Genomic DNA, 23,404 nt, shown 5'->3' with positions numbered 1-23,404 from the left:
GGGGCCACGTGCCCACGGGAGAAAAATAATGATGCGTTTGCTAGTCACTCTTCTGGCCGGCTTGTTGTTGGCCGGCTGCGCCACGTCCCGGGACGATTCGCTGGCGCCCAAGACCGTTAATCACGTCGATCTCAAGCGTTACCAAGGGACCTGGTACGAGTTGGCGCGTTTGCCGATGTATTTCCAGCGCAATTGCGCGCAATCCGAAGCCCGCTACACCCTGCTGCCCGAAGGCAACATGGCGGTACTCAACCGCTGCCTGACCGCCAACTGGCAATGGGAAGAAGTGCGGGGCACGGCAACGCCGCAGGCGCCGGATAAAACCGACAAGCTATGGGTCGAATTCGATACCTGGTTTTCCCGGCTGATTCCGGGCCTGGCCAAGGGCGATTACTGGGTGCTGTATGTGAGCGACGACTACAAGACCGCCATTGTCGGCAATCCGGATCGTCGATACCTGTGGTTGTTGTCGCGCCGGCCGAATGTCAGCGAGGCCGTTCGCGAGGACCTGCTGAGCAGGGCGCGTCAGCAGGGGTATGACACCACCCGCCTGATCTGGCGAGTGTCGGACTCGGCAATGGCCAAGACCTCGAAGTGAATCCATCAAGGAGCCAGCAGGCTGGCTCCTGCGGTGATGGGCTTTAGCCGAGCAGTTCGCGCAGTACCTGAGTAAAGGCCCGGTTACTTTCTTCTTCGCCCGTGTGGCGGCCGTCACGCACCACCCACTGGCCATTGACCAGCACATCGCGCACCTGGCGATCGCCGCCAGCGAACAGCCAGCGGTTGAGAATGCTGTCACCATCGGCAGTGGCCAGGTAAGGATCGTTGCCGTCGAGCACCAGCCAGTCGGCGCGCTTGCCCACTTCCAGGGCGCCGATCGGCTGCCCCAGGGCCTGGGCGCCGCCGTCCAGCGCGGCGTCGTACAAGGTGCGGCCGACCATCGGCTGGTCGCTGCGATACAGCCGGTTGCGGCGCTGGTCGCGCAGGCGCTGGCCGTATTCCAGCCAACGCAATTCCTCCACCACGCTCAGCGACACATGGCTGTCGGAACCGATGCCCATGCGGCCGCCCTGGGCGAGGAAATCCACTGCGGGGAAAATCCCGTCGCCGAGGTTGGCCTCGGTGGTCAGGCACAGGCCGGCAATCGCCCGGCTTTGCGCCATGAGGCTGACTTCTTCGGCGTTCGCGTGGGTGGCATGGACCAGGCACCAGCGTTGGTCGACCTCGGTATTTTCGTACAGCCATTGCAACGGCCGGCGCCCACTCCAGATCAGGCAGTCGTCGACTTCCTTCTGCTGTTCGGCGATGTGGATATGCACCGGGCAGTGCTTGTCGCCGGCGGCCAGCACTTCGCTGATCTGCTGCGGGGTGACCGCGCGCAACGAGTGGAAGCACAGCCCCAGCTGCTGGGCCGGTTGCTGCGCCAGCAGCGGTTGCAGGCGGCTTTGCAGCTTGAGGTAGTTTTCCGTGCTGTTGATGAAGCGGCGCTGGCCTTCATTGGGCGCCTGGCCGCCGAAACCGGAGTGGCTGTACAGCACCGGCAGCAGGGTCAGGCCGATGCCGGCGGCGCTGGCGGCCTGGCTGATGCGCAGGGACAGCTCGGCCGGGTCGGCGTAGGGCTGGCCGCTGGTGTCGTGATGCACGTAATGGAATTCGGCGACCGAGGTGTAGCCGGCCTTGAGCATTTCGATATACAGCTGGCGGGCGATGATGCCCAGCTGGTCCGGGCTGATCTTGCCGACCAGGCGGTACATCAGGTCGCGCCAGGTCCAGAAACTATCGTTGGGGTTGCCGGCCACTTCCGCCAGCCCGGCCATGGCTCGCTGAAAGGCGTGGGAGTGCAGGTTGGGCATGCCCGGTAGCAGCGGGCCTTGTAGCCGCTCGGCGCCTTCTGCGCTGGCATCGGCCTGGATGTGGGTCAGCAGGCCGTCGGCACTGACCTCGAGACGTACATTATTGGCCCATCCGTTAGGCAGCAGTGCGCGTTCGGCAAAGAAGGCGGACATGGTTCAAGCACCCCGTCGTGTGTTATTTGTATATACATATACAGACGTTTGCCTGCTCGGTAAACTCCGGCAAGCTAGTGGGCCGTACGGCCAGTTCGCCGGAACTGGCCACCCAGGCCACCACCCCCTTTACTGACAAACAAGGATTTCCCGTGCCGACTCCGCCCGCCAACTCCCCGCTGGCCGCCCATCTGGGCGATAGTCCGGCGCCCCTGTATGTCCGCGTCAAGCAGATGATCACTCAGCAGATCGAGAGTGGAAACTGGCCGCCGCACTACCGTGTGCCCTCGGAAAGCGAACTGGTCAGCCAGCTGGGTTTCAGCCGCATGACCATCAACCGCGCCCTGCGCGAGATGACCGCCGAAGGCATGCTGGTGCGCATGCAGGGCGTGGGGACCTTCGTCGCAGAGCCCAAGAGCCAGTCGGCGCTGTTCGAAGTGCACAACATTGCCGACGAGATCGCCTCGCGCGGTCATCGCCACACCTGCAAGGTCATTACCCTGGGCGAAGAGGCGGCCGGCTCCGAGCGCGCCGTGGCCCTGGAAATGCGTGAAGGGCAGCGGGTCTTCCACTCGCTGATCGTGCATTTCGAGAACGACATCCCGGTGCAGATCGAAGATCGTTTCGTCAACGCGCTGGTGGCGCCGGATTACCTGAAGCAGGACTTCACCCTGCAGACGCCCTACGCCTACCTGAGCCAGGTCGCGCCGCTGACCGAGGGCGAGCATGTGGTCGAGGCGATTCTGGCCGAGCCGGAAGAATGCAAGTTGCTGCAGATCGAGCGTGGCGAGCCGTGCCTGCTGATTCGTCGCCGGACCTGGTCCGGCCGTCAGCCGGTGACCGCCGCACGCCTGATCCACCCGGGTTCCCGTCACAGCCTGGAAGGGCGGTTTCATAAGTAAGGGGCATAGATGACACAGTTGAACGTTTTGCGCGCGGCCAGCTATCCGCGCATGCCGTGGAAGAACGGCGGCGGCAGCACCGAAGAAATCACCCGCGACGCCGGGGTCGGCCTGGAAGGTTTCGGCTGGCGGCTGTCGATTGCCGACATCGGCGAGTCCGGCGGCTTCTCCAGCTTTGCCGGTTACCAGCGGGTCATCACCGTGCTGCAAGGCGCGGGCATGGTCTTGAACGTGGATGGCCAGGACACCCGGGCGCTGTTACCGCTGGACCCCTTTGCCTTCAGCGGCGCGAGCCAGGTGACTTGCAGCCTGATCGACGGGCCGATCCGCGACTTCAACCTGATCTACGCGCCGGACCGCTACAGCGCTCGCTTGCAGTGGCTGCAGGGCGTGCAGCGCTTCTTCACCCAGGCCGGCACGGTGCTGATATTCAGCGTGGCCGAGCAAATGCGCGCTGACCTGGGCGGTGGCGTCGTCGCCTTGCTTGAACGCCATGACTGCCTGCAACTGCTGGAAAACCCAGGCTTGCGGGAAGTCACCGTCAGCGGCGCGTGCTGCGTGATCGAACTGACTGCCATCTGACCTGTAACCGTTGCCGCAGGCTGCGATAGGCCGGGGTCGCGCTCGACTCGAAGAGCCTCCGGGGCCTGCAAGAGCGTGTCTCCTTCGGAGCCGATCGCAGCCTTCGGCAGCGGCTACACAAGGCTTGCTTCTCTCCCTTCCTGATGTTGTTTCCCCTCGCGCACTCATTTGTTACCGAACGCCCCAGCATGGCGCAACGCCCTGGCGAAGTAACAGCCAACAGCCTGCCTGCCAGATCCTTCGCAAAAAAATAATCGCCGCTGAAACCCTTGGTCCCAGGGCTTCTCCAGCCTTTCCAGGGTTTTTCTCGAAGGCACGTTCAGCGAGTTGGCCGATCGATTGCATATGCTTGTATGTACAAGTAAAGACGTATGCGTATGAGTCACTGAAGACTCTTCGCAGCGTCCCCTGATTCGCTTGCTGCGCAGCGCCCTGCGCGCAGGCTTGCTCGCCCACTGCCTGGGTTGGTTTGGATTGATCGCTGAGGAGTTTTTTCGTGACTGAGAATAAACCTACGAAATACCGGAACGTCGAAATTCGCGCTGCCCGCGGCAACAAGCTGACCGCCAAGAGCTGGCTGACAGAAGCGCCGCTGCGCATGCTGATGAACAACCTCGACCCGGAAGTCGCCGAGAACCCGAAAGAACTGGTGGTTTACGGTGGTATCGGCCGCGCCGCGCGCAACTGGGAGTGCTACGACAAGATCGTCGAGAGCCTGACCAACCTGAATGACGACGAGACCCTGCTGGTGCAATCCGGCAAGCCGGTCGGCGTGTTCAAGACCCACAGCAACGCACCGCGCGTGCTGATCGCCAACTCCAACCTGGTACCGCACTGGGCTACCTGGGAGCACTTCAACGAGCTGGATGCCAAGGGCCTGGCCATGTACGGCCAGATGACCGCCGGCAGCTGGATCTACATCGGCAGCCAGGGCATCGTCCAGGGCACCTACGAAACCTTCGTCGAAGCCGGTCGCCAGCACTACAACGACGACCTCAAGGGCCGCTGGGTCCTGACCGCCGGCCTCGGCGGCATGGGCGGCGCCCAGCCACTGGCCGCGACCCTGGCCGGTGCCTGCTCGCTGAACATTGAATGCCAGCAGACCAGCATCGATTTCCGCCTGAAGACCCGCTATGTCGACGAGCAGGCCACAGACCTGGACGACGCCCTGGCGCGTATCGCCAAGTACACCGCCGAAGGCAAGGCGATCTCCATCGCCCTGTGCGGCAACGCGGCGGAAATCCTGCCGGAAATGGTCCGTCGCGGCGTGCGTCCTGACATGGTCACCGACCAGACCAGCGCCCACGACCCGCTCAATGGCTACCTGCCGGCCGGCTGGACCTGGGAGCAGTACCGCGAACGCGCCAAGACCGAGCCGGCGGCGGTGGTCAAGGCGGCCAAGCAATCGATGGCCGTGCACGTCAAGGCCATGCTCGACTTCCAGAAGCAGGGCATCCCGACCTTCGACTACGGCAACAACATCCGGCAGATGGCCCAGGAAGAGGGCGTCGAGAACGCTTTCGACTTCCCGGGTTTCGTACCGGCTTATATCCGTCCGCTGTTCTGCCGCGGCATCGGTCCGTTCCGCTGGGCCGCGCTGTCGGGTGATCCGCAGGACATCTACAAGACCGACGCCAAGGTCAAGGAACTGATCCCGGACGACGCTCACCTGCACAACTGGCTGGACATGGCGCGCGAGCGCATCAGCTTCCAGGGCCTGCCGGCGCGTATCTGCTGGGTTGGACTGGGCCTGCGCGCCAAGCTCGGCCTGGCGTTCAACGAAATGGTGCGCAGCGGCGAGCTGTCGGCGCCGATCGTCATCGGTCGCGACCACCTGGACTCCGGCTCGGTATCCAGCCCGAACCGCGAAACCGAATCGATGCAGGACGGTTCCGACGCCGTGTCCGACTGGCCGCTGCTCAACGCCCTGCTGAACACCGCCAGCGGCGCGACCTGGGTTTCCCTGCACCACGGCGGCGGCGTCGGCATGGGCTTCTCCCAGCATTCCGGGATGGTGATCGTCTGCGACGGTACCGACGAAGCGGCCGAGCGTATCGCCCGTGTGCTGCATAACGACCCGGGCACCGGTGTCATGCGTCACGCCGATGCCGGTTATCAGATCGCTATCGACTGCGCCAAGGAGCAGGGCCTGAACCTGCCGATGATCACCGGCAAGTAACAGGCGGCAAGACCTCGGCAGGGGCGGGCTCGCTCGCGAACACGGATACGTCCAGCGCCATTTCTGCGTCGGACGATCCCATCGCGAGCAGGCTCGCTCCTCAGGGGCGGCGATCGAGTCTCCAGAACAAGAACAATCCACAGAGGTTGGACCATGGCTGTCAATGATGATCGTGCAAGCAGTAAGCCGTTAATCGAGAAGCGGTCGATCAACTACATTCCCGAGGCTGAACGCCACGGCAAGCTCTACAGCCAGTTCACCCTGTGGTTGGGCGCTAACCTGCAGATCACTGCCATCGTCACGGGCGCCCTGGCCGTGGTGCTGGGCGGCGATGTGTTCTGGTCGCTGATCGGCCTGCTGATCGGCCAGTTGCTGGGCGGCGGCGTGATGGCATTGCACGCGGCGCAAGGGCCCAAGCTTGGCCTGCCGCAGATGATCTCCAGCCGGGTGCAGTTCGGCGTCTATGGCGCGGCCATTCCGATCGTGCTGGTTTGCCTCATGTACCTGGGCTTCACCGCCACGGGCACTGTGCTTTCCGGCCAGGCCCTGGGCCAGCTGTTCGGCGTCAGTGACAGTGTCGGCATCCTGATCTTCGCCAGCGTCATCGTGCTGGTCACGGTGCTCGGCTACCGGGTGATCCATTTCATCGGCCGTGTTGCCAGCGTCATCGGGGTGATCGCCTTCGTTTACCTGTTCAGCCGCCTGATGAGCCAGACCGACGTCGGCGCCCTCCTGGAAATCCGCCATTTCAGCTGGAGCAGCTTACTGCTGGCGGTGTCGCTCGCGGCATCCTGGCAGATCGCCTTCGGCCCTTACGTGGCGGACTATTCGCGCTACCTGCCAAGCAAGACCTCCTCGGTGAAAACCTTCCTCGCCGCCGGTGCCGGTTCGGTGATCGGCGCGCAGGTGGCGATGATCCTCGGTGTATTCGCCGCGGCCATGGCCAACGGGCAGTTCGCCGGCCATGAAGTGGCCTACATCGTCGGCCTGGGCGGCAGCGGTGCCACCGCTGCGTTGCTGTACTTCAGCATCGCCTTCGGCAAGGTCACCATCTCGACGCTTAACTCCTACGGGAGCTTCATGTGCATCGCCACCATCATCAGTGGCTTTCGCGGTCACCTGGAAGTGACACGCCTGCAACGCCTGGCCTTTGTGCTGGCCATCGTCGGTACCGCGACCCTGATCGCGTTGCTCGGCCAGCACTCGTTCCTCGGTGCGTTCAAGGCTTTCATCCTGTTCCTGCTGGCCTTCTTCACCCCATGGAGCGCGGTCAACCTGGTGGATTACTACTGCATCACCCGCGAGAACTATGACGTGCCGGCCCTGGCCGATCCGAACGGTCGCTACGGCCGCTGGAACATCCTGGGTATCAGCGTCTATGTGATCGGGGTGCTGGTGCAGCTGCCGTTCATTGCCACCAAGTTCTATACCGGCCCGCTGGTGGAGGTCCTGGGAGGTGTGGATATCTCCTGGATCGTCGGCCTGGTGGTTCCCGCGGCGTTGTATTACGTCTGCGCGAAAAAATGGCATGGCGCTGTACCCGATCGCCTGATCCTGCCGGTAGAGCAGGATTCGATCACAGAACAAAAGCTGAGTGGGGCAGGCCGCGCATCTGCGGTCTAAACCTGATTGGACGTGGACGGGCTGGATGCCTCTTAACTGCCGTAATCCATTTCAATGATTGGGAGCGTCACACAATGAAAATGCATAAGACCCTGCTGACCACTTTGCTTTCCGCGGGCCTGCTGGCCGGCGCCGGTGCCACCCAGGCGGCCGGCTGGTGCGAGTCCGGCAAACCGGTGAAATTCGCCGGCCTGAACTGGGAAAGCGGCATGTTGCTGACCGACGTGATGCAAGTGGTCCTGGAAAAAGGCTACGGCTGCAAGACCGACAGCCTGCCAGGCAACTCCATCACCATGGAAAACGCCTTGAGCAGCAATGACATCCAGGTCTTCGCCGAGGAATGGGTCGGCCGCAGCGAGGTTTGGAAAAAGGCCGAGAAGGCCGGCAAGGTGGTCGGCGTCGGCGCCCCGGTCGTGGGCGCCGTCGAAGGCTGGTATGTGCCGCGCTACGTGATCGAAGGCGATGCCAAGCGCAAGCTCGAAGCCAAGGCCCCGGACCTGAAGAATGTTGCCGACCTGGGCAAATACTCCGCCGTGTTCAAGGACCCGGAAGAGCCGAGCAAAGGCCGTTTCTACAACTGCCCGGCCGGCTGGACCTGCGAGCTGGACAACAGCGAAATGCTGAAAAGCTACGGCCTGGAAAGCAGCTACACCAACTTCCGCCCAGGCACCGGCCCGGCGCTGGATGCCGCGGTGCTGTCGAGCTACAAGCGTGGCGAGCCGATCCTGTTCTACTACTGGACCCCGACCCCGCTGATGGGCCAGGTCGACCTGGTGAAGCTGGAAGAGAAGCCCGGCGTGGACAAGAGCGTGACCATCAAGGTCGGCCTGTCCAAGACCTTCCACGAAGAGGCGCCCGAGCTGGTGGCCGTGCTGGAAAAGGTCAACCTGCCGATCGACCTGCTCAATCAGAACCTGGCGCGCATGACCAAAGAGCGCATCGAATCACCGAAGCTGGCGAAAATTTTCCTCAAGGAACATCCTGAAGTCTGGCACGCATGGGTGAGTGATGACGCAGCCAAGAAAATCGACGCGGCCTTGTAGGTAGAGCCTTCCCGGCTGTTTGAAAGGCAGCCGGGAGCCTTGCCGCAACCCACTTGATCGAGAGTCTCTTATGTTTCCTGAAAGCTTCACTTTTTCCATCGCCGACTGGGTCAACAGTTGGGTCGATTCGCTGGTGACCAACTACGGCGATGTGTTCCGCCACATCTCCGACACCCTGCTGTGGGCCATCGTCAACCTCGAAGGCCTGCTGCGCATGGCGCCCTGGTGGCTGATGCTGGCGATTGTCGGCGGCATCGCCTGGCACTCGACGCGCAAGCTGGTGACCACCTCGGTGATCGTCGGCCTGCTGTTCCTGGTCGGCGCGGTCGGTCTCTGGGACAAGCTGATGCAAACCCTGGCGCTGATGCTGGTGGCGACCTTCATTTCGGTGCTGATTGGCATTCCGCTGGGCATTCTTTCGGCGCGCAGTAACCGCCTGCGTTCGGTGCTGATGCCGCTCTTGGACATCATGCAGACCATGCCGAGCTTCGTGTACCTGATCCCGGTGCTGATGCTGTTCGGCCTGGGCAAGGTGCCGGCGATCTTCGCCACCGTGATCTACGCCGCGCCGCCGCTGATCCGCCTGACCGACCTGGGCATCCGCCAGGTCGACGGCGAAGTCATGGAGGCGATCAACGCCTTCGGCGCCAACCGCTGGCAGCAACTGTTCGGCGTGCAACTGCCGCTGGCCCTGCCGAGCATCATGGCCGGGATCAACCAGACCACCATGATGGCCCTGTCGATGGTGGTGATCGCCTCGATGATCGGTGCCCGTGGCCTGGGCGAAGACGTACTGGTGGGCATCCAGACCCTCAACGTCGGCCGTGGCCTGGAAGCCGGCCTGGCGATCGTGATTCTGGCCGTGGTCATCGACCGTATTACCCAAGCCTATGGTCGTCCACGCCATGAGGTGAGCAAATGAACGATGCAATCGTGAGCAAGATCGAAGTCAAGAACGTCTTCAAGATTTTCGGCAACCGTTCGGCCGACGCGCTGAACATGATTCGCCAGAACAAGACCAAGGACCAGGTGCTGGCCGAGACCGGCTGCGTGGTCGGGGTCAACGACCTGTCGCTGAGCATCGGCACCGGCGAGATCTTCGTGATCATGGGCCTGTCGGGCTCCGGCAAGTCGACCCTGGTGCGCCACTTCAACCGCCTGATCGACCCGACCAGCGGCGCGATCCTGGTGGACGGCGTGGACATCCTGCAATACGACATGGAAGCCCTGCGCGAATTTCGCCGGCACAAGATCAGCATGGTGTTCCAGAGCTTCGGCCTGTTGCCGCACAAGACCGTGCTGGAAAACACCGCCTACGGCCTCAAGGTACGTGGCGAGAGCAAAGCCGTCTGCACCGAGCGCGCGCTGCACTGGATCAACACCGTGGGCCTCAAGGGCTATGAGAACAAGTACCCGCACCAGTTGTCCGGCGGCATGCGCCAGCGCGTCGGCCTGGCCCGGGCCCTGGCGGCGGATACCGACATCATCCTGATGGACGAGGCCTTCAGCGCCCTCGACCCGCTGATCCGCGCCGAGATGCAGGACCAGTTGCTGGAACTGCAAAAGACCCTGCACAAGACCATCGTCTTCATTACCCACGACCTCGACGAGGCCGTGCGCATCGGCAACCGCATCGCGATTCTCAAGGACGGCCGGCTGATCCAGGTCGGTACCCCGAAAGAGATCCTGCATTCGCCGGCGGACGAGTACGTCGACCGCTTCGTGCAGCGGCGCGCGGCAGTGGTTTGAAGGCTTGGGGCGGGCCTCTTCCCCCGTAGGAGCGAGGCTTGCCCGCGAAGGCAGCGATAAAGCTGCATCAATGTTCAGGTTGTACCCGTGAGGTCGAAGATGTCGCAGGCTGAAAAAATCGTTATCGCCGACGCCCCATTGCGTTGGCAGGATGTGGTCGCAGTGGCGCGGCAGGGCGCGCAGCTGGAGCTGTCGGCCCAGGTCTGGGCCCGCATCGAGAACGCCCAGGCCATCGTCCAGCGGATTGTCGCCAGCGGTGAGCGCGCCTATGGCGTGAACACTGGCCTTGGCGCGCTGTGCAACGTTTCGCTGCAGGACGAACAGCTGGCCCAGCTGTCGCGCAATACCCTGCTCAGCCATGCCTGTGGCGTGGGCGCGCCGCTGGCCGACGAGCAGACCCGGGCGATCATCTGCGCAGCCATCGTCAACTACAGCCACGGCAAGTCCGGCGTACATCGCCGGGTGGTCGAGGCGCTGCTGGCGCTGCTCAACCGCGGCATCACCCCGCAAGTGCCGTCCCAGGGCTCGGTGGGTTACCTGACCCACATGGCCCATATCAGCATTGCCTTGCTCGGCGTCGGCCAGGTCAGCTATCGCGGGCAGGTCGTGTCGGCCGAGCAGGCGCTGGCGGCAGAAGGCCTGGCGCCGGTGCAGCTGGGCGCCAAGGACGGCCTGTGCCTGGTCAACGGCACGCCGTGCATGACCGGCCTGGCCTGCCTGGCCCTGGCCGATGCCACGCGCCTGCTGCAATGGGCCGATGTGATCGGCGCCATGAGCTTCGAGGCGCAGCGCGGGCAGATCGCCGCGTTCGATGCCGAGATCATCGCGCTCAAGCCGCACCCGGGCATGCAGCAGGTGGGGAGCAACCTGCGTGCCTTGCTCGAGGGCAGCGAAGTGATCGCCGCCAGCAAAGGCATCCGTACCCAGGATGCCCTGAGCATCCGTTCCATCCCGCAGGTTCACGGCGCCGCCCGCGATCAGCTGGCGCATGCCACGCGGCAGGTCGAGACCGAGCTCAACTCCGTCACCGACAACCCGATGCTGCTGGGCACCCCGGACAACTTCCGGGTGATGTCCCAGGCCAACCCCCACGGCCAGTCGGTGGCATTGGCGGCGGACCTGCTGGCGATCGCCATGGCCGAGGTCGGCTCGATTGCCGAGCGCCGCCTGGACCGTCTGATCAACCCTCATGTCAGCGGTTTGCCGGCGTTCCTGGTGAGCAACCCCGGGGTCAACTCCGGAATGATGATCGTCCAGTACGTGGCCGCCTCGCTGTGCGCGGAAAACCGCCAACTGGCGCAACCGGCGGTGCTCGACAACTACGTCACCTCCGGCCTGCAGGAAGACCACCTGAGCCTGGGCACCAATGCCGCGCTGAAGCTTTCCCGCGCGCTGGAAAACTGCACGCAGATCCTCGCCATCGAATACCTGCTGGCGGCCCAGGCCTTCGAATTTCTCAAGCAACAGCGTTTTGGTGCCGGCACCGATGCGGCCTGGAAGCTGCTGCGCCAGAAGGTTCCGGCCTATGACCAGGACCGCTGGCTGGCCCCGGATATCGCCAGCGCGGCGGCGCTGCTCAAGGCCCCGGCCTTGCTGCAAGAGGTTTTACCGGGCGTGCAGTGAAGCGCGCTCCGCAACGACAGGATCCATACGACGACGTTTCCACAAAACCAGCGTGCCAAGGCGCCACTCGCTCATAAAGGCGAGCTGCGACGGATAACGGAAGCTTCCGGAGCGACTGGTAGTTAATAAAAAACTCTCAAAAGGAGCATGAATGTGACTGCGCTAAATCTGATTCCAGGCCAACTGACCCTGGCCCAACTGCGGACCGTCTACCAGCAGCCGGTAACCCTCAGCCTCGATAACAGCGCCTCGGCGCAGATCGATGCCAGCGTCGCGTGTGTCGAGCAGATCCTTGCCGAGAACCGCACCGCCTATGGCATCAACACCGGTTTCGGCCTGCTGGCCTCGACCCGTATCGCCAGCGAAGACCTGGAAAACCTCCAGCGCTCGCTGGTGCTGTCCCACGCCGCCGGTGTCGGCGAACCGATCAGCGATGCCCTGGTGCGCCTGGTCATGGTGCTCAAGGTCAACAGCCTGAGCCGTGGTTTCTCCGGTATCCGCCGCCAGGTGATCGACGCGCTGATCGCCCTGGTCAATGCCGAGGTCTACCCGCATATCCCGCTTAAGGGTTCGGTGGGCGCTTCCGGTGACCTCGCGCCGCTGGCCCATATGTCCCTGGTGCTGCTGGGCGAAGGCAAGGCCCGTTATAAAGGCCAATGGCTGGACGCCACCGAAGCCCTGAGCGTGGCCGGCCTCAAGCCGCTGACCCTGGCGGCCAAGGAAGGCCTGGCGCTGCTCAACGGCACCCAGGTGTCCACCGCCTTTGCCCTGCGCGGCCTGTTCGAAGGCGAAGACCTGTTCGCCGGCGCCCTGGCCTGTGGCGGCCTGACGGTCGAGGCGGTGCTGGGTTCGCGTTCGCCGTTCGATGCGCGGATTCATGCCGCTCGCGGCCAGAAAGGCCAGATCGACGCCGCCGCGGCGTACCGCGACCTGCTGGGCGACAGCAGCGAAGTCTCCAAGTCGCACCAGAACTGCGACAAGGTGCAGGACCCGTATTCCCTGCGCTGCCAGCCGCAGGTCATGGGCGCCTGCCTGACCCAGTTCCGCCAGGCCGCCGAGGTGCTGGTGGTCGAAGCCAACGCCGTGTCGGATAACCCGCTGGTGTTCGCCGCCGAGGGCGACGTGATTTCCGGTGGCAACTTCCACGCCGAGCCGGTGGCCATGGCCGCCGACAACATGGCCTTGGCCATCGCCGAGATCGGCTCCCTGAGCGAGCGCCGCATTTCGCTGATGATGGACAAGCACATGTCCCAGCTGCCGCCGTTCCTGGTGGCCAACGGCGGGGTCAACTCCGGCTTCATGATCGCCCAGGTCACCGCCGCGGCACTGGCCAGCGAAAACAAGGCGCTGGCCCACCCGCACTCGGTGGACAGCCTGCCGACTTCCGCCAACCAGGAAGATCACGTGTCCATGGCCCCGGCCGCCGGCAAGCGCCTGTGGGAAATGGCCGAAAACACCCGTGGCATCCTCGCCGTGGAATGGCTGGCGGCCTGCCAGGGCCTGGACCTGCGTGACGGCCTGAAGACCTCGACCAAGCTGGAGAAGGCCCGCGCCACCCTGCGCAGCAAAGTGCCGTTCTACGAAAAAGACCGCTTCTTCGCCCCGGACATCAACGCCGCGAGCGAACTGCTGGCTTCCCGCTGCCTGAACGAGTTGCTGCCGGCCAAGCTGCTGCCGAGCCTGTAACGACCATGCCTGTAGCCGCTGACGAGGCACGAGGCTGCGATGGGCTGCGCAGCAGCCCCCGAGGGCGCTCCTGCGGAGCGCTTCGCAGCCTCGTGCCTCGGCAGCGGCTACGGGTGGTTCCGGTTTTCTCCGATAAAAATAATTAGGGACGAGAAATGCAACAGCAAGCTCAAGGATTAAAACGCGGGCTGTCTGCCCGGCATATTCGCTTCATGGCCCTGGGGTCGGCGATCGGCACCGGGCTGTTCTACGGTTCTGCCTCGGCCATCCAGATGGCCGGCCCCGCGGTACTCCTGGCCTACCTGATCGGTGGCGCCGCGGTGTTCATGGTGATGCGCGCGCTCGGCGAGATGGCCGTGCACAACCCGGTGTCCGGCTCGTTCGGCCAGTACGCCAGCAATTACCTGGGGCCACTGCCGGGCTTCATCCTCGGCTGGACCTATGCCTTTGAAATGATCATCGTCTGCCTGGCCGACGTCACGGCCTTCGGCATCTATATGGGCTTCTGGTTTCCGGAAGTGGCGCGCTGGATCTGGGTGCTCGGCATCGTGTTCCTGATCGGTGGCCTCAACCTGTGCAACGTCAAGGTCTTCGGCGAGATGGAGTTCTGGCTGTCGCTGCTGAAAGTCGGCGCGATTGTCGCGATGATCCTCGCCGGCTTCGGCATCATGCTGTTCGGCATCGGCACGGCCAGCAACGAACAGGCCACCGGGATGGCCAACCTCTGGGCCCACGGCGGTTTCATGCCCAACGGTATCGGCGGCCTGATCGCTTCGTTCGCGGTGGTGATGTTCGCCTTTGGCGGCATCGAGATCATCGGCATCACCGCCGGCGAGGCCAAGGACCCGCAGCGGGTGCTCCCCAAGGCGATCAACGCGGTGCCGATGCGCATCCTGCTGTTCTACGTGCTGACCCTGTTCGTGCTGATGGCCATCTATCCATGGCCGCAGATCGGCAGCCAGGGCAGCCCGTTCGTGCAGATTTTCGACAACCTGGGCATCAGCTCGGCGGCGACCATCCTCAATATCGTGGTGATCTCGGCGGCGGTGTCGGCGATCAACAGCGACATCTTCGGTGCCGGGCGCATGATGTACGGCCTGGCGCAGCAAGGGCAGGCGCCCAAGGGGTTTGCCCAGCTGTCGAAGCAGGGCGTGCCGTGGATGACCGTGGTGGTGATGGCCGCCGCGTTGCTGGGCGGTGTGCTGCTGAACTATCTGATTCCGGAGAACGTGTTCCTGCTGATTGCCTCGATCGCTACGTTTGCCACGGTCTGGGTCTGGCTGATGATCCTGATCACCCAGGTGGCCATGCGCCGCTCGATGAGCGCCGAACAGGTCGCCGAACTGAAATTCCCGGTGCCGTTCTGGCCCTGGGCGCCGGCAGCCGCCATCGTGTTCATGCTGTTCGTCTTCGGCGTGCTGGGTTACTTCCCGCAAACCCAAGCCGCGCTGGCGGTGGGCGCGGTGTGGATCGTGCTGCTGGTGATTGCCTATCTGCTATGGGTCAGGCCGGCGGCCGGCAAGGCTGTCTTGGTGCACCACGACCCTTCTTTGTCCCATCGATAACTAACGGAGGCCTTGGATGAAAACTCTCTGGCAACACTGCCACGTCGCAAGCATGGCGCAAGGCGTTTACTCGATCATCGAGGATGCCGCCATCGTGACGTCAGGAGCGCTCATAGAGTGGATCGGCCCGCGCGACCAGGTCCCGGCCGGCAACTATGCCGAGTTGCATGACCTGGCGGGGGCCTGGGTCACCCCGGGCCTGATCGACTGCCACACCCACACGGTGTTCGGCGGCAACCGCAGCGGCGAATTCGAGCAACGCCTGCAAGGGGTGAGCTACGCCGAAATCGCCGCCGCCGGTGGCGGTATCGCCAGCACCGTGCGGGCCACCCGCGCGGCCAGCGAGGACGAACTGTTCGACAGCGCCCGCAAGCGCTTGAACAGCCTGCTGCGCGACGGCGTGACCAGCGTCGAGATCAAGTCCGGCTACGGCCTGGACCTGGCCAGCGAGCGCAAGATCTTGCGGGTGATCCGTCGCCTGGGCGCCGAGCTGCCGGTCAGCGTGCGCAGCACCTGCCTGGCGGCCCACGCCTTGCCGCCGGAATACGCCGGGCGCGCGGACGACTATATCGAGCACATCTGCGCCGAAATGCTCCAGGCCCTGGCCGCCGAGGGCCTGGTGGACGCGGTGGATGCATTCTGCGAATACCTGGCGTTCTCGCCGGAACAGGTGGAGCGGGTATTCGTCGCCGCGCAGAAGCTCGGCCTGCCGGTGAAGCTGCATGCCGAGCAGCTGTCGTCGCTGCATGGCTCCAGCCTGGCGGCGCGTTACCACGCGTTGTCGGCCGACCACCTGGAGTTCATGACCGAGGACGACGCCATCGCCATGGCCAAGGCCGGCACCGTCGCCGTTTTGTTGCCGGGAGCGTTCTATTTCCTGCGCGAAACCCAGTTGCCGCCGATGGACGCGCTGCGCAAGCACGGGGTGAAGATCGCCGTGGCCAGCGACCTCAACCCCGGCACCTCGCCAGCGCTGTCCCTGCGCCTGATGCTGAACATGGCCTGCACCTGTTTCCGCATGACCCCGGAAGAAGCCCTGGCCGGCGTGACTCTGCACGCCGCCAGTGCGCTGGGCATGGAGCAGACCCACGGTTCGCTGGAGATCGGCAAGGTGGCGGACTTCGTCGCCTGGCAGATCGATCGTCCCGCCGACCTGGCCTACTGGCTGGGCGGCGACCTGGAAAAGCGCGTGGTGCGCCACGGCGTTGAAGTGGATTTATAGGAGAGCGGCTGTGGATAAGGTTCTGAACTTCAAACAAGGCCGGGTGCCACTGCTGATCAGCATGCCCCATGCCGGCCTGCGCCTGACCCCCGCGGTCGAGGCCGGGCTGATTGCCGAGGCACAAAGCCTGCCAGACACCGACTGGCACATCCCTCGGCTCTACGCGTTCGCCGAGGAGCTGGGCGCCAGCACCCTGGCGGCCGAATACTCGCGTTTTGTCATCGACCTCAATCGTCCGTCCGACGACAAGCCTTTATATGTCGGCGCCACCACCGGGTTGTACCCGGCCACGCTGTTCGATGGCGTGCCGCTGTTCCGCGAGGGGCTGGAGCCGTCGAAGCAGGAGCGGGCGACTTACCTGGAAAAGGTCTGGACGCCTTATCACCGCACCCTGCAGCAGGAGCTGGCGCGGCTGAAGGCCGAGTTCGGTTATGCCTTGCTGTTCGACGCGCACTCGATCCGCTCGCTGATTCCACACCTGTTTGAAGGCAAGCTGCCGGACTTCAACCTGGGCACCTTCAATGGCGCCAGCTGCGATGCCGAGCTGGCCAGCCAGCTGGAAACGATCTGCGCCCGCCATGCCGACTACAGCCATGTGCTCAACGGGCGTTTCAAGGGAGGGCATATCACCCGGCACTACGGTAACCCAGCCGAGAACATCCATGCCGTGCAACTGGAGCTGGCGCAGAGCACCTACATGGAAGAGTTCGAGCCGTTCCGCTACCGCGACGATCTGGCGGCGCCGACCCAGGTGGTGCTCAAGCAGCTGCTGCAAGGGCTGCTGGCCTGGGGACAGGAGCGTTACGGGCGCTGAGGCCGACAGCAAAACCCGGTAGCCGCTGCCGCAGGCTGCGATAAGGCCAAAGGCCTTCAGCGATCTCAAGATCCTGCGTCTGCTGCGCAGTCGAGCGCAGCCTGCGGCAGCGGCTACGGGTGCGCCTGGCTTTGCGGGGGGAACAACCGCATTTTTTCCAAGGACATGCTCATTCCGTAATTCGGGTTTATGATGCCGGACGGCAGAATAATTGAAGTCCCCCCAGGGATGACCTCGACCCCTTACGGAGCGCGCAATGCAGACTTTGTACCCGCAGATCAAACCCTATGCCCGGCACGATCTGGCTGTCGACGAACCCCATGTGCTGTATGTCGATGAGAGCGGTTCCCCGGAAGGCTTGCCGGTGGTGTTCATCCACGGTGGCCCGGGAGCCGGGTGCGATGCCCAGAGTCGCCGCTACTTCGATCCGAACCTGTACCGCATCATCACTTTCGACCAGCGCGGTTGCGGGCGCTCCACCCCGCACGCCAGCCTGGAAAACAACACCACCTGGGACCTGGTCGCCGACCTCGAGCGAATCCGCGTGCACCTGGGTATCGAGAAATGGGTGCTGTTCGGCGGCTCCTGGGGGTCGACCCTGGCCCTGGCTTACGCGCAAACCCATCCTGAGCGTGTCCATGGCCTGATCCTGCGCGGGATCTTCCTGTGCCGCCCGCAGGAAATCGAATGGTTCTACCAGGCCGGCGCCAGCCGCCTGTTCCCCGATTACTGGCAGGACTACGTGGCGCCGATCCCGCTGGACGAGCGCGACGATCTGCTCAACGCTTTCCACAAGCGCCTCATCGGCAACGACCAGATCGCCCAGATGCATGCGGCCAAGGCCTGGTCGATCTGGGAAGGGCGCACCGCCACGCTGCGGCCGAACCCGCTGGTGGTCGATCGTTTCTCCGAGCCGCAGCGCGCTTTGTCGATTGCCCGGATCGAATGTCATTACTTCACTCATAATGCGTTCCTTGAACCGAACCAGCTGATTCGCGACATGGGCAAGATCGCCCACCTGCCCGGCGTGATCGTGCATGGTCGCTACGATGTGATCTGCCCGCTGGACAATGCCTGGGAATTACACCAGGCCTGGCCGAACAGCGAACTGCAGGTGATTCGCGATGCCGGTCACGCCGCGTCCGAACCGGGCATTACCGATGCCCTGGTGCGTGCCGCCGATCAGATGGCCCGGCGCCTGCTCGACCTGCCGCTCGAAGAAGCATGAAGGGGCTGTTGCAGCGCGTGCGTGGCGCGCGGGTCGAAGTGGCGGGCGAAGTCGTCGGGGCGGTGGACCGGGGGTTGCTGGTGCTGGTCGCGGTGGAGCCCGAGGACACCCGGGCCAGCGCCGACAAGCTGTTGCACAAATTGCTTAACTATCGGGTCTTCAGTGATACCGAAGGCAAGATGAACCTGTCCCTGGCCGATGTGGAGGGTGGTTTGCTGCTGGTTTCGCAGTTCACCCTGGCCGCGGACACCAAGAATGGCCTGCGTCCGAGCTTTTCCACGGCGGCGCCGCCAGCCCTTGGCGAAGAACTTTTTGACTATCTGCTATGCAAGGCGCAACAGTTGCATGGCAAAGTAGCATCAGGGCGTTTCGGAGCGGATATGCAGGTCCATCTGGTCAACGATGGCCCGGTAACCTTCCTGTTACAGACCTGAAAGTGCTTGAAACATCTTTTTCGGCCGAAACCGGCCGAAAACAGGCGTTTTTCGCGATAAATACTTGGTTGCCCCTGATGCGTTGTAACGCGGGCTACTAGATAATCGCGCGCTACGGGGATCAGCGTTCGTTGGTCCGTTTTTGACTTAGGTAGAGACTTGTTCGGAACCGTTTGGGGAATCATTTAGCCCCATCGGAGTCGGAACAATGCTCGCCAACCTGGCATATAGATAGCTGGCAGTTGGTTTTTTGATCTGTTTTCGGCGAGGGTTGCTCGTGATTGTTAGTCCCTGTAATGCACCAAAATTGTCTGCCAATCGGTTACGAAACGCACTGGTGACGGGCTCTGCACTGCTCTGCCTGCTTAGCGCCGGCCAACTCTGGGCATTCAATCTGGATGATGTATCGGCCAAGGCCAAGGACCTGGCTGGGCAAAAGTACGAGGCTCCGCGCAGTAACCTGCCGAACGAATTTCGCGAGATGAAATTCGCGGACTATCAGAAAATCCGCTTCCTGCCCGAAAAAGCCGAATGGGCCAAGCAGAAGACCCCATTCAAGCTGTCCTTCTATCACCAGGGCATGCATTTCGATACGCCGGTGAAAATCAACGAAATCACCACGAACACCGTCGAAGAGATCAAATATGACTCGACGCGTTTCGATTTCGGCGACCTCAAGTTCGATCCCAAGGCCACCGAGCAGCTCGGTTATGCCGGCTTCCGTGTCTTGTACCCGATCAACAAGGCGGACAAGCAAGACGAAATCATGACCATGCTTGGCGCGAGCTACTTCCGCGTCATCGGCAAGGGTCACGTCTATGGTCTGTCGGCCCGTGGCCTGGCCATCGACACGGCGTTGCCGTCCGGTGAGGAATTCCCGCGCTTTACCGAATTCTGGATCCAGCAACCCAAGCCGACTGACAAGCATTTGGTGATCTTCGCCCTGCTGGATTCGCCGCGTGCCACGGGCGCCTATCGCCTGACCCTGCGCCCGGGCAGCGATACCATCGTCGACGTCAAGGCGCGGATGTTCCTGCGTGACAAGGTCGGCAAGCTGGGCATCGCCCCGCTGACCAGCATGTTCCTGTTCGGCGCCAACCAGCCGTCGAAAGTCCTCAACTACCGTCGCGAGCTGCACGACTCCAGCGGCCTGTCGATCCATGCCGGCAACGGCGAGTGGATCTGGCGTCCGCTGAACAACCCGAAACACCTGGCGGTGAGCAACTTCTCGGTAGAGAACCCGCGTGGTTTCGGCCTGCTGCAGCGTGGCCGCGACTTCAGCCACTACGAAGACCTCGACGACCGCTACGACAAGCGCCCAAGCGCCTGGATCGAGCCGAAGGGCGACTGGGGCAAAGGCACTGTCGACCTGGTGGAAATCCCGACCGCGGACGAAACCAACGACAACATCGTGGCGTTCTGGAGCCCGGAAAAGCAGCCTGAGCCTGGCCAGCCGTTCGACTTCGCCTACCGCCTGCACTGGACCCTGGACGAAGCGTCCCTGCATTCGCCGGACAGCGCCTGGGTCCAGCAGACCCTGCGTTCCACCGGTGACGTCAAGCAATCGAACCTGATCCGCCAACCGGACGGCAGCGTGGCCTACCTGGTGGACTTCGAAGGCCCGTCCCTGGCGGCATTGCCGGAAGACACCGAGGTGCGCAGCCAGGTCAGCGTCGGCGACAACGCCGAGCTGGTGGAAAACAGCGTGCGCTACAACCCTGAGACCAAGGGCTGGCGCCTGACCCTGCGGATGAAGATCAAGGACCCGAGCAAATCCACCGAGATGCGCGCGGCCCTGGTCAAGAACGCCACCCCTGTCGAGCCGGCCAAGGCCGTGCAACCGGCTTCCACTTCCTCGATCGCCAAGGCCGACAAAGTCGCCGCCAAGCAGAAGGAAGCGGATGCCAAGCAAGCCGAAGCCAAGCCTGCCAAGGACGCCAAGAACCACAAAGACGCCAAGCAGCCTGCTGCTGCCGAGGCGGCCCCAGCCACACCGGAATCTGTCCCGACCGAGCAAGTCCTGACCGAGACCTGGAGCTACCAGTTGCCTGCCGATGAGTAACTCTCAAGTACAGCCAGAGACTCTTGCCGAGTATCTGGCGCACCTGCCGATGACCGATGAGCAGCGCGCGGAACTCGCGGGCTGCAAGTCTTTCAGTGAACTGCACGAACGCCTGTCGTCGTCGACGTTCGATGCGCCTGCCGATGCCTCCCAGGCCTCGGTGGGCCGCCGATTGACCTTGAGTTCCGCCGAGGAGCTGATCGATGCCGAGATGCTGGTGCTCGACGCCAGCGGTCGCGTGTGCCTCAAGGCCACGCCGCCGATCCGCCGGACCAAGGTCGTTCCCGAGCCATGGCGCACCAATATCCTGGTGCGCGGCTGGCGGCGCCTGACCGGCCGGACCAATCCGCCGCCGCCACCGAAAGATCAGAACGTGCTGCCGGCCGCCCGCTGGCGCACCGTCGGTTCGATCCGTCGCTACATCCTGTTGCTGCTGATGCTTGGCCAGACCATCGTCGCCGGCTGGTACATGAAAGGCATCATGCCGTACCAGGGCTGGTCGTTCGTCGATCTGGAAGAAGTGCTGCACCAGCCGCTGCTGCAAACCGCTACCCAGGTGCTGCCGTATGCGCTGCAAACCAGCATCCTGATTCTGTTCGGGATCCTGTTCTGCTGGGTTTCGGCCGGTTTCTGGACCGCGCTGATGGGCTTCCTCGAGCTGCTCACCGGTCACGACAAGTACCGTATTTCCGGCAAGAGCGCCGGCAACGAGCCGATCCCGAAGGACGCGCGCACCGCCCTGGTGATGCCGATCTGCAACGAAGACGTGCCGCGGGTGTTCGCCGGCCTGCGGGCGACCTTCGAGTCGGTGGCGGCCACCGGCGACCTGGACCGTTTCGACTTCTTCGTGCTCAGCGACAGTAACGACACCGATATCTGCGTGGCCGAACAACAGGCCTGGCTGGACGTCTGCCGCGAAACCAAGGGCTTCGGCAAGATCTTCTATCGCCGTCGCCGCCGTCGCGTGAAGCGCAAGAGCGGCAACCTCGACGACTTCTGCCGCCGTTGGGGCAGCGACTACAAGTACATGGTGGTGCTCGACGCCGACAGCGTGATGAGCGGCGAATGCCTGACCAGCCTGGTGCGCCTGATGGAAGCCACGCCGGATGCGGGCATTATCCAGACTGCGCCGAAAGCCTCGGGCATGGACACCCTGTATGCGCGCATGCAGCAGTTCGCGACCCGCGTCTACGGCCCGCTGTTCACCGCCGGCCTGCACTTCTGGCAATTGGGCGAATCCCACTACTGGGGCCACAACGCGATCATCCGCATGAAGCCGTTCATCGAGCACTGCGCCCTGGCGCCGTTGCCCGGTAAAGGTGCCTTCGCCGGTGCGATCCTGTCCCACGACTTCGTCGAAGCGGCGCTGATGCGTCGTGCCGGCTGGGGCGTATGGATTGCCTACGACCTGCCGGGCAGCTATGAAGAGTTGCCGCCGAACCTGCTGGACGAACTCAAGCGTGACCGTCGCTGGTGCCACGGCAACCTGATGAACTTCCGCCTGTTCCTGGTCAAGGGCATGCACCCGGTGCACCGTGCGGTGTTCCTCACCGGGGTGATGTCCTACCTGTCGGCGCCGCTGTGGTTCTTCTTCCTGGTGCTGTCGACGGCCCTGCTGGCGGTCAACACCCTGATGGAGCCGCAGTACTTCCTGGAACCGCGCCAGCTCTATCCGCTGTGGCCGCAATGGCACCCGGACAAGGCGATCGCGCTGTTCTCGACCACTATCGTGCTGCTGTTCCTGCCGAAGCTGTTGAGCATCATCCTGATCTGGGCCAAGGGCGCGAAAGAGTTCGGCGGCAAGTTCAAGGTGACCCTGTCGATGCTGCTGGAGATGCTGTTCTCCATGCTGCTGGCGCCGGTGCGGATGATTTTCCACACCCGTTTCGTGCTCGCCGCGTTCCTGGGTTGGGCCGCGACCTGGAATTCGCCGCAGCGTGACGACGACTCCACGCCGTGGAGCGAAGCGGTAAAACGCCATGGCCCGCAGACCCTGCTGGGCTTCTGCTGGGCATTGCTGGTGATCTGGCTGAACCCGAGCTTCCTCTGGTGGCTGGTGCCGATCGTCGGTTCGCTGATGCTGTCGATCCCGGTGTCGGTGATTTCCAGCCGCGTCGGCCTGGGCCTGAAGTCCCGTGACGAAAGCCTGTTCCTGATTCCCGAGGAATACGCACCGCCCCAGGAGCTGGTGTCTACCGACCAGTACACCCATGAAAACCGTTGGCATGCGCTGAACGACGGTTTCATCCGGGCGGTGGTCGATCCGCAGCAGAACGCCCTGGCCTGTGCCCTGGCGACGTCCCGGCACGGTCTGGCCGAGCCGATCGAATGGCTGCGTATCGAGCGTGTCCGCCATGCCCTGAAGGTCGGGCCGGCCGCGCTGAACAACAGCGAGCGCCTGGCGCTGCTGAGCGATCCGGTGGCCCTGGCCCGCCTGCACGAGCAGGTCTGGAGCGAAGGCCATGCCGACTGGCTGAGCGCCTGGCGGCAATCGGTGGATGAAGACCCTCATGCACCGCTGCTGCCGTTGCGACCGCTGGCGGCAGTCGCCCAACCGGCCTGACGACAACGCCCTTGAGCCCACACTCAAGGGCGTTGTTGTTTGTGGGCCCCGTAGCCGCTGCCGAGCCCGCGAGGCTGCGATAAGGCCCCCAGGGCCTTCCAGCGATCGACAGCGCTGCGCGGC

The 23,404-nt window shown here is 63.6% G+C and carries 18 protein-coding genes; 17 read left to right on the top strand and 1 reads right to left on the bottom strand.

The window, feature by feature from the left end:
• Positions 1-28 precede the first annotated feature (28 nt).
• Positions 29-598, top strand: coding sequence for a lipocalin family protein (locus BLV20_RS12785; RefSeq protein ID WP_092301905.1), 570 nt, complete (start codon positions 29-31; stop codon positions 596-598).
• 43 nt (positions 599-641) lie between these two features.
• Here the strand turns inward: BLV20_RS12785 and BLV20_RS12780 are convergent, their stop codons facing one another.
• The gene (locus BLV20_RS12780) at positions 642-2,006 is read right to left on the bottom strand and encodes a formimidoylglutamate deiminase (RefSeq protein WP_092301902.1); all 1,365 of its coding nucleotides are present in this window, start codon (positions 2,004-2,006) and stop codon (positions 642-644) included.
• A 152-nt stretch (positions 2,007-2,158) separates the two neighbouring features.
• Here BLV20_RS12780 and hutC point away from each other — a divergent pair, with 152 nt between their 5' ends.
• The 16 genes from hutC (at position 2,159) to mdoH (ending at position 23,281) form a co-directional block, all read left to right on the top strand.
• The gene (gene hutC / locus BLV20_RS12775) at positions 2,159-2,908 is read left to right on the top strand and encodes a histidine utilization repressor (protein WP_092301899.1); all 750 of its coding nucleotides are present in this window, start codon (positions 2,159-2,161) and stop codon (positions 2,906-2,908) included.
• A gap of 9 nt (positions 2,909-2,917) precedes the next feature.
• Positions 2,918-3,490 carry a HutD/Ves family protein gene (locus tag BLV20_RS12770; protein ID WP_092301896.1) on the top strand — a complete coding sequence of 191 codons (573 nt, stop codon included), beginning with the start codon at positions 2,918-2,920 and terminating at the stop codon, positions 3,488-3,490.
• A gap of 496 nt (positions 3,491-3,986) precedes the next feature.
• Positions 3,987-5,669 (top strand): urocanate hydratase, encoded by a 1,683-nt coding sequence (gene hutU, locus BLV20_RS12765; protein WP_092301893.1) that lies wholly within the window; start codon positions 3,987-3,989, stop codon positions 5,667-5,669.
• 153 nt (positions 5,670-5,822) lie between these two features.
• Positions 5,823-7,292 carry a purine-cytosine permease family protein gene (locus BLV20_RS12760; protein ID WP_092301890.1) on the top strand — a complete coding sequence of 490 codons (1,470 nt, stop codon included), beginning with the start codon at positions 5,823-5,825 and terminating at the stop codon, positions 7,290-7,292.
• 74 nt (positions 7,293-7,366) lie between these two features.
• Positions 7,367-8,335, top strand: coding sequence for an ABC transporter substrate-binding protein (locus BLV20_RS12755; protein ID WP_092301887.1), 969 nt, complete (start codon positions 7,367-7,369; stop codon positions 8,333-8,335).
• 70 nt (positions 8,336-8,405) lie between these two features.
• A complete protein-coding gene (locus BLV20_RS12750) occupies positions 8,406-9,257 on the top strand; it encodes an ABC transporter permease (RefSeq protein WP_092301884.1) in 852 nt (283 codons plus the stop codon).
• Positions 9,254-10,084, top strand: coding sequence for a quaternary amine ABC transporter ATP-binding protein (locus tag BLV20_RS12745; RefSeq protein WP_092301881.1), 831 nt, complete (start codon positions 9,254-9,256; stop codon positions 10,082-10,084). The genes BLV20_RS12750 and BLV20_RS12745 overlap by 4 nt, the downstream gene beginning before the upstream one ends.
• A 99-nt stretch (positions 10,085-10,183) precedes the next feature.
• The gene (hutH, locus tag BLV20_RS12740) at positions 10,184-11,707 is read left to right on the top strand and encodes a histidine ammonia-lyase (RefSeq protein ID WP_092301878.1); all 1,524 of its coding nucleotides are present in this window, start codon (positions 10,184-10,186) and stop codon (positions 11,705-11,707) included.
• Positions 11,708-11,854: 147 nt separating this feature from the next.
• Entirely contained in the window at positions 11,855-13,393 is a 1,539-nt protein-coding gene (gene hutH / locus BLV20_RS12735; RefSeq protein WP_092301875.1) for a histidine ammonia-lyase, read from the top strand.
• A 155-nt stretch (positions 13,394-13,548) separates the two neighbouring features.
• Complete coding sequence (locus BLV20_RS12730; protein WP_092301872.1) at positions 13,549-14,958, top strand: amino acid permease; 1,410 nt, start codon at positions 13,549-13,551, stop codon at positions 14,956-14,958.
• Positions 14,959-14,974: 16 nt separating this feature from the next.
• Positions 14,975-16,180, top strand: coding sequence for an imidazolonepropionase (gene hutI / locus BLV20_RS12725; protein ID WP_092301869.1), 1,206 nt, complete (start codon positions 14,975-14,977; stop codon positions 16,178-16,180).
• Between the two features lie 10 nt (positions 16,181-16,190).
• Positions 16,191-16,994, top strand: coding sequence for an N-formylglutamate deformylase (gene hutG / locus BLV20_RS12720; RefSeq protein WP_092301866.1), 804 nt, complete (start codon positions 16,191-16,193; stop codon positions 16,992-16,994).
• A 256-nt stretch (positions 16,995-17,250) separates the two neighbouring features.
• Positions 17,251-18,222, top strand: a complete 972-nt coding sequence (gene pip, locus BLV20_RS12715; RefSeq protein WP_092301863.1) for a prolyl aminopeptidase — start codon at positions 17,251-17,253, stop codon at positions 18,220-18,222.
• The gene (gene dtd, locus BLV20_RS12710) at positions 18,219-18,656 is read left to right on the top strand and encodes a D-aminoacyl-tRNA deacylase (protein ID WP_092301860.1); all 438 of its coding nucleotides are present in this window, start codon (positions 18,219-18,221) and stop codon (positions 18,654-18,656) included. Before pip ends, dtd begins: the two co-directional genes overlap by 4 nt.
• Positions 18,657-18,933: 277 nt before the next feature.
• On the top strand, positions 18,934-20,718 hold the full coding sequence (locus tag BLV20_RS12705; RefSeq protein ID WP_092302061.1) for a glucan biosynthesis protein G: 1,785 nt from the start codon (positions 18,934-18,936) through the stop codon (positions 20,716-20,718).
• Positions 20,711-23,281: a glucans biosynthesis glucosyltransferase MdoH gene (gene mdoH / locus BLV20_RS12700; RefSeq protein WP_092301857.1), complete on the top strand. Its 2,571-nt coding sequence runs from the start codon at positions 20,711-20,713 to the stop codon at positions 23,279-23,281. The genes BLV20_RS12705 and mdoH overlap by 8 nt, the downstream gene beginning before the upstream one ends.
• The last annotated feature ends 123 nt before the right edge of the window (positions 23,282-23,404 follow it).

It is taken from the genome of Pseudomonas sp. NFIX28 (genome assembly GCF_900107395.1).
Classification (GTDB): domain Bacteria; phylum Pseudomonadota; class Gammaproteobacteria; order Pseudomonadales; family Pseudomonadaceae; genus Aquipseudomonas.
Note: the sequence above shows the minus strand (reverse complement) of the source record. Positions and strands in the feature narration are given on the sequence as shown.

Coding starts and splice junctions, on each gene's coding strand:
- BLV20_RS12770 (WP_092301896.1), top strand. CDS start 2,918: ATGACACAGTTGAACGTTTTGCGCGCGGCCAGCTATCCGCGCATGCCG.
- BLV20_RS12760 (WP_092301890.1), top strand. CDS start 5,823: ATGGCTGTCAATGATGATCGTGCAAGCAGTAAGCCGTTAATCGAGAAG.
- pip (WP_092301863.1), top strand. CDS start 17,251: ATGCAGACTTTGTACCCGCAGATCAAACCCTATGCCCGGCACGATCTG.
- mdoH (WP_092301857.1), top strand. CDS start 20,711: ATGAGTAACTCTCAAGTACAGCCAGAGACTCTTGCCGAGTATCTGGCG.
- BLV20_RS12750 (WP_092301884.1), top strand. CDS start 8,406: ATGTTTCCTGAAAGCTTCACTTTTTCCATCGCCGACTGGGTCAACAGT.
- BLV20_RS12755 (WP_092301887.1), top strand. CDS start 7,367: ATGAAAATGCATAAGACCCTGCTGACCACTTTGCTTTCCGCGGGCCTG.
- BLV20_RS12745 (WP_092301881.1), top strand. CDS start 9,254: ATGAACGATGCAATCGTGAGCAAGATCGAAGTCAAGAACGTCTTCAAG.
- BLV20_RS12785 (WP_092301905.1), top strand. CDS start 29: ATGATGCGTTTGCTAGTCACTCTTCTGGCCGGCTTGTTGTTGGCCGGC.
- hutH (WP_092301875.1), top strand. CDS start 11,855: ATGAATGTGACTGCGCTAAATCTGATTCCAGGCCAACTGACCCTGGCC.
- BLV20_RS12730 (WP_092301872.1), top strand. CDS start 13,549: ATGCAACAGCAAGCTCAAGGATTAAAACGCGGGCTGTCTGCCCGGCAT.
- hutI (WP_092301869.1), top strand. CDS start 14,975: ATGAAAACTCTCTGGCAACACTGCCACGTCGCAAGCATGGCGCAAGGC.
- dtd (WP_092301860.1), top strand. CDS start 18,219: ATGAAGGGGCTGTTGCAGCGCGTGCGTGGCGCGCGGGTCGAAGTGGCG.
- BLV20_RS12780 (WP_092301902.1), bottom strand. CDS start 2,006: ATGTCCGCCTTCTTTGCCGAACGCGCACTGCTGCCTAACGGATGGGCC.
- hutH (WP_092301878.1), top strand. CDS start 10,184: ATGTCGCAGGCTGAAAAAATCGTTATCGCCGACGCCCCATTGCGTTGG.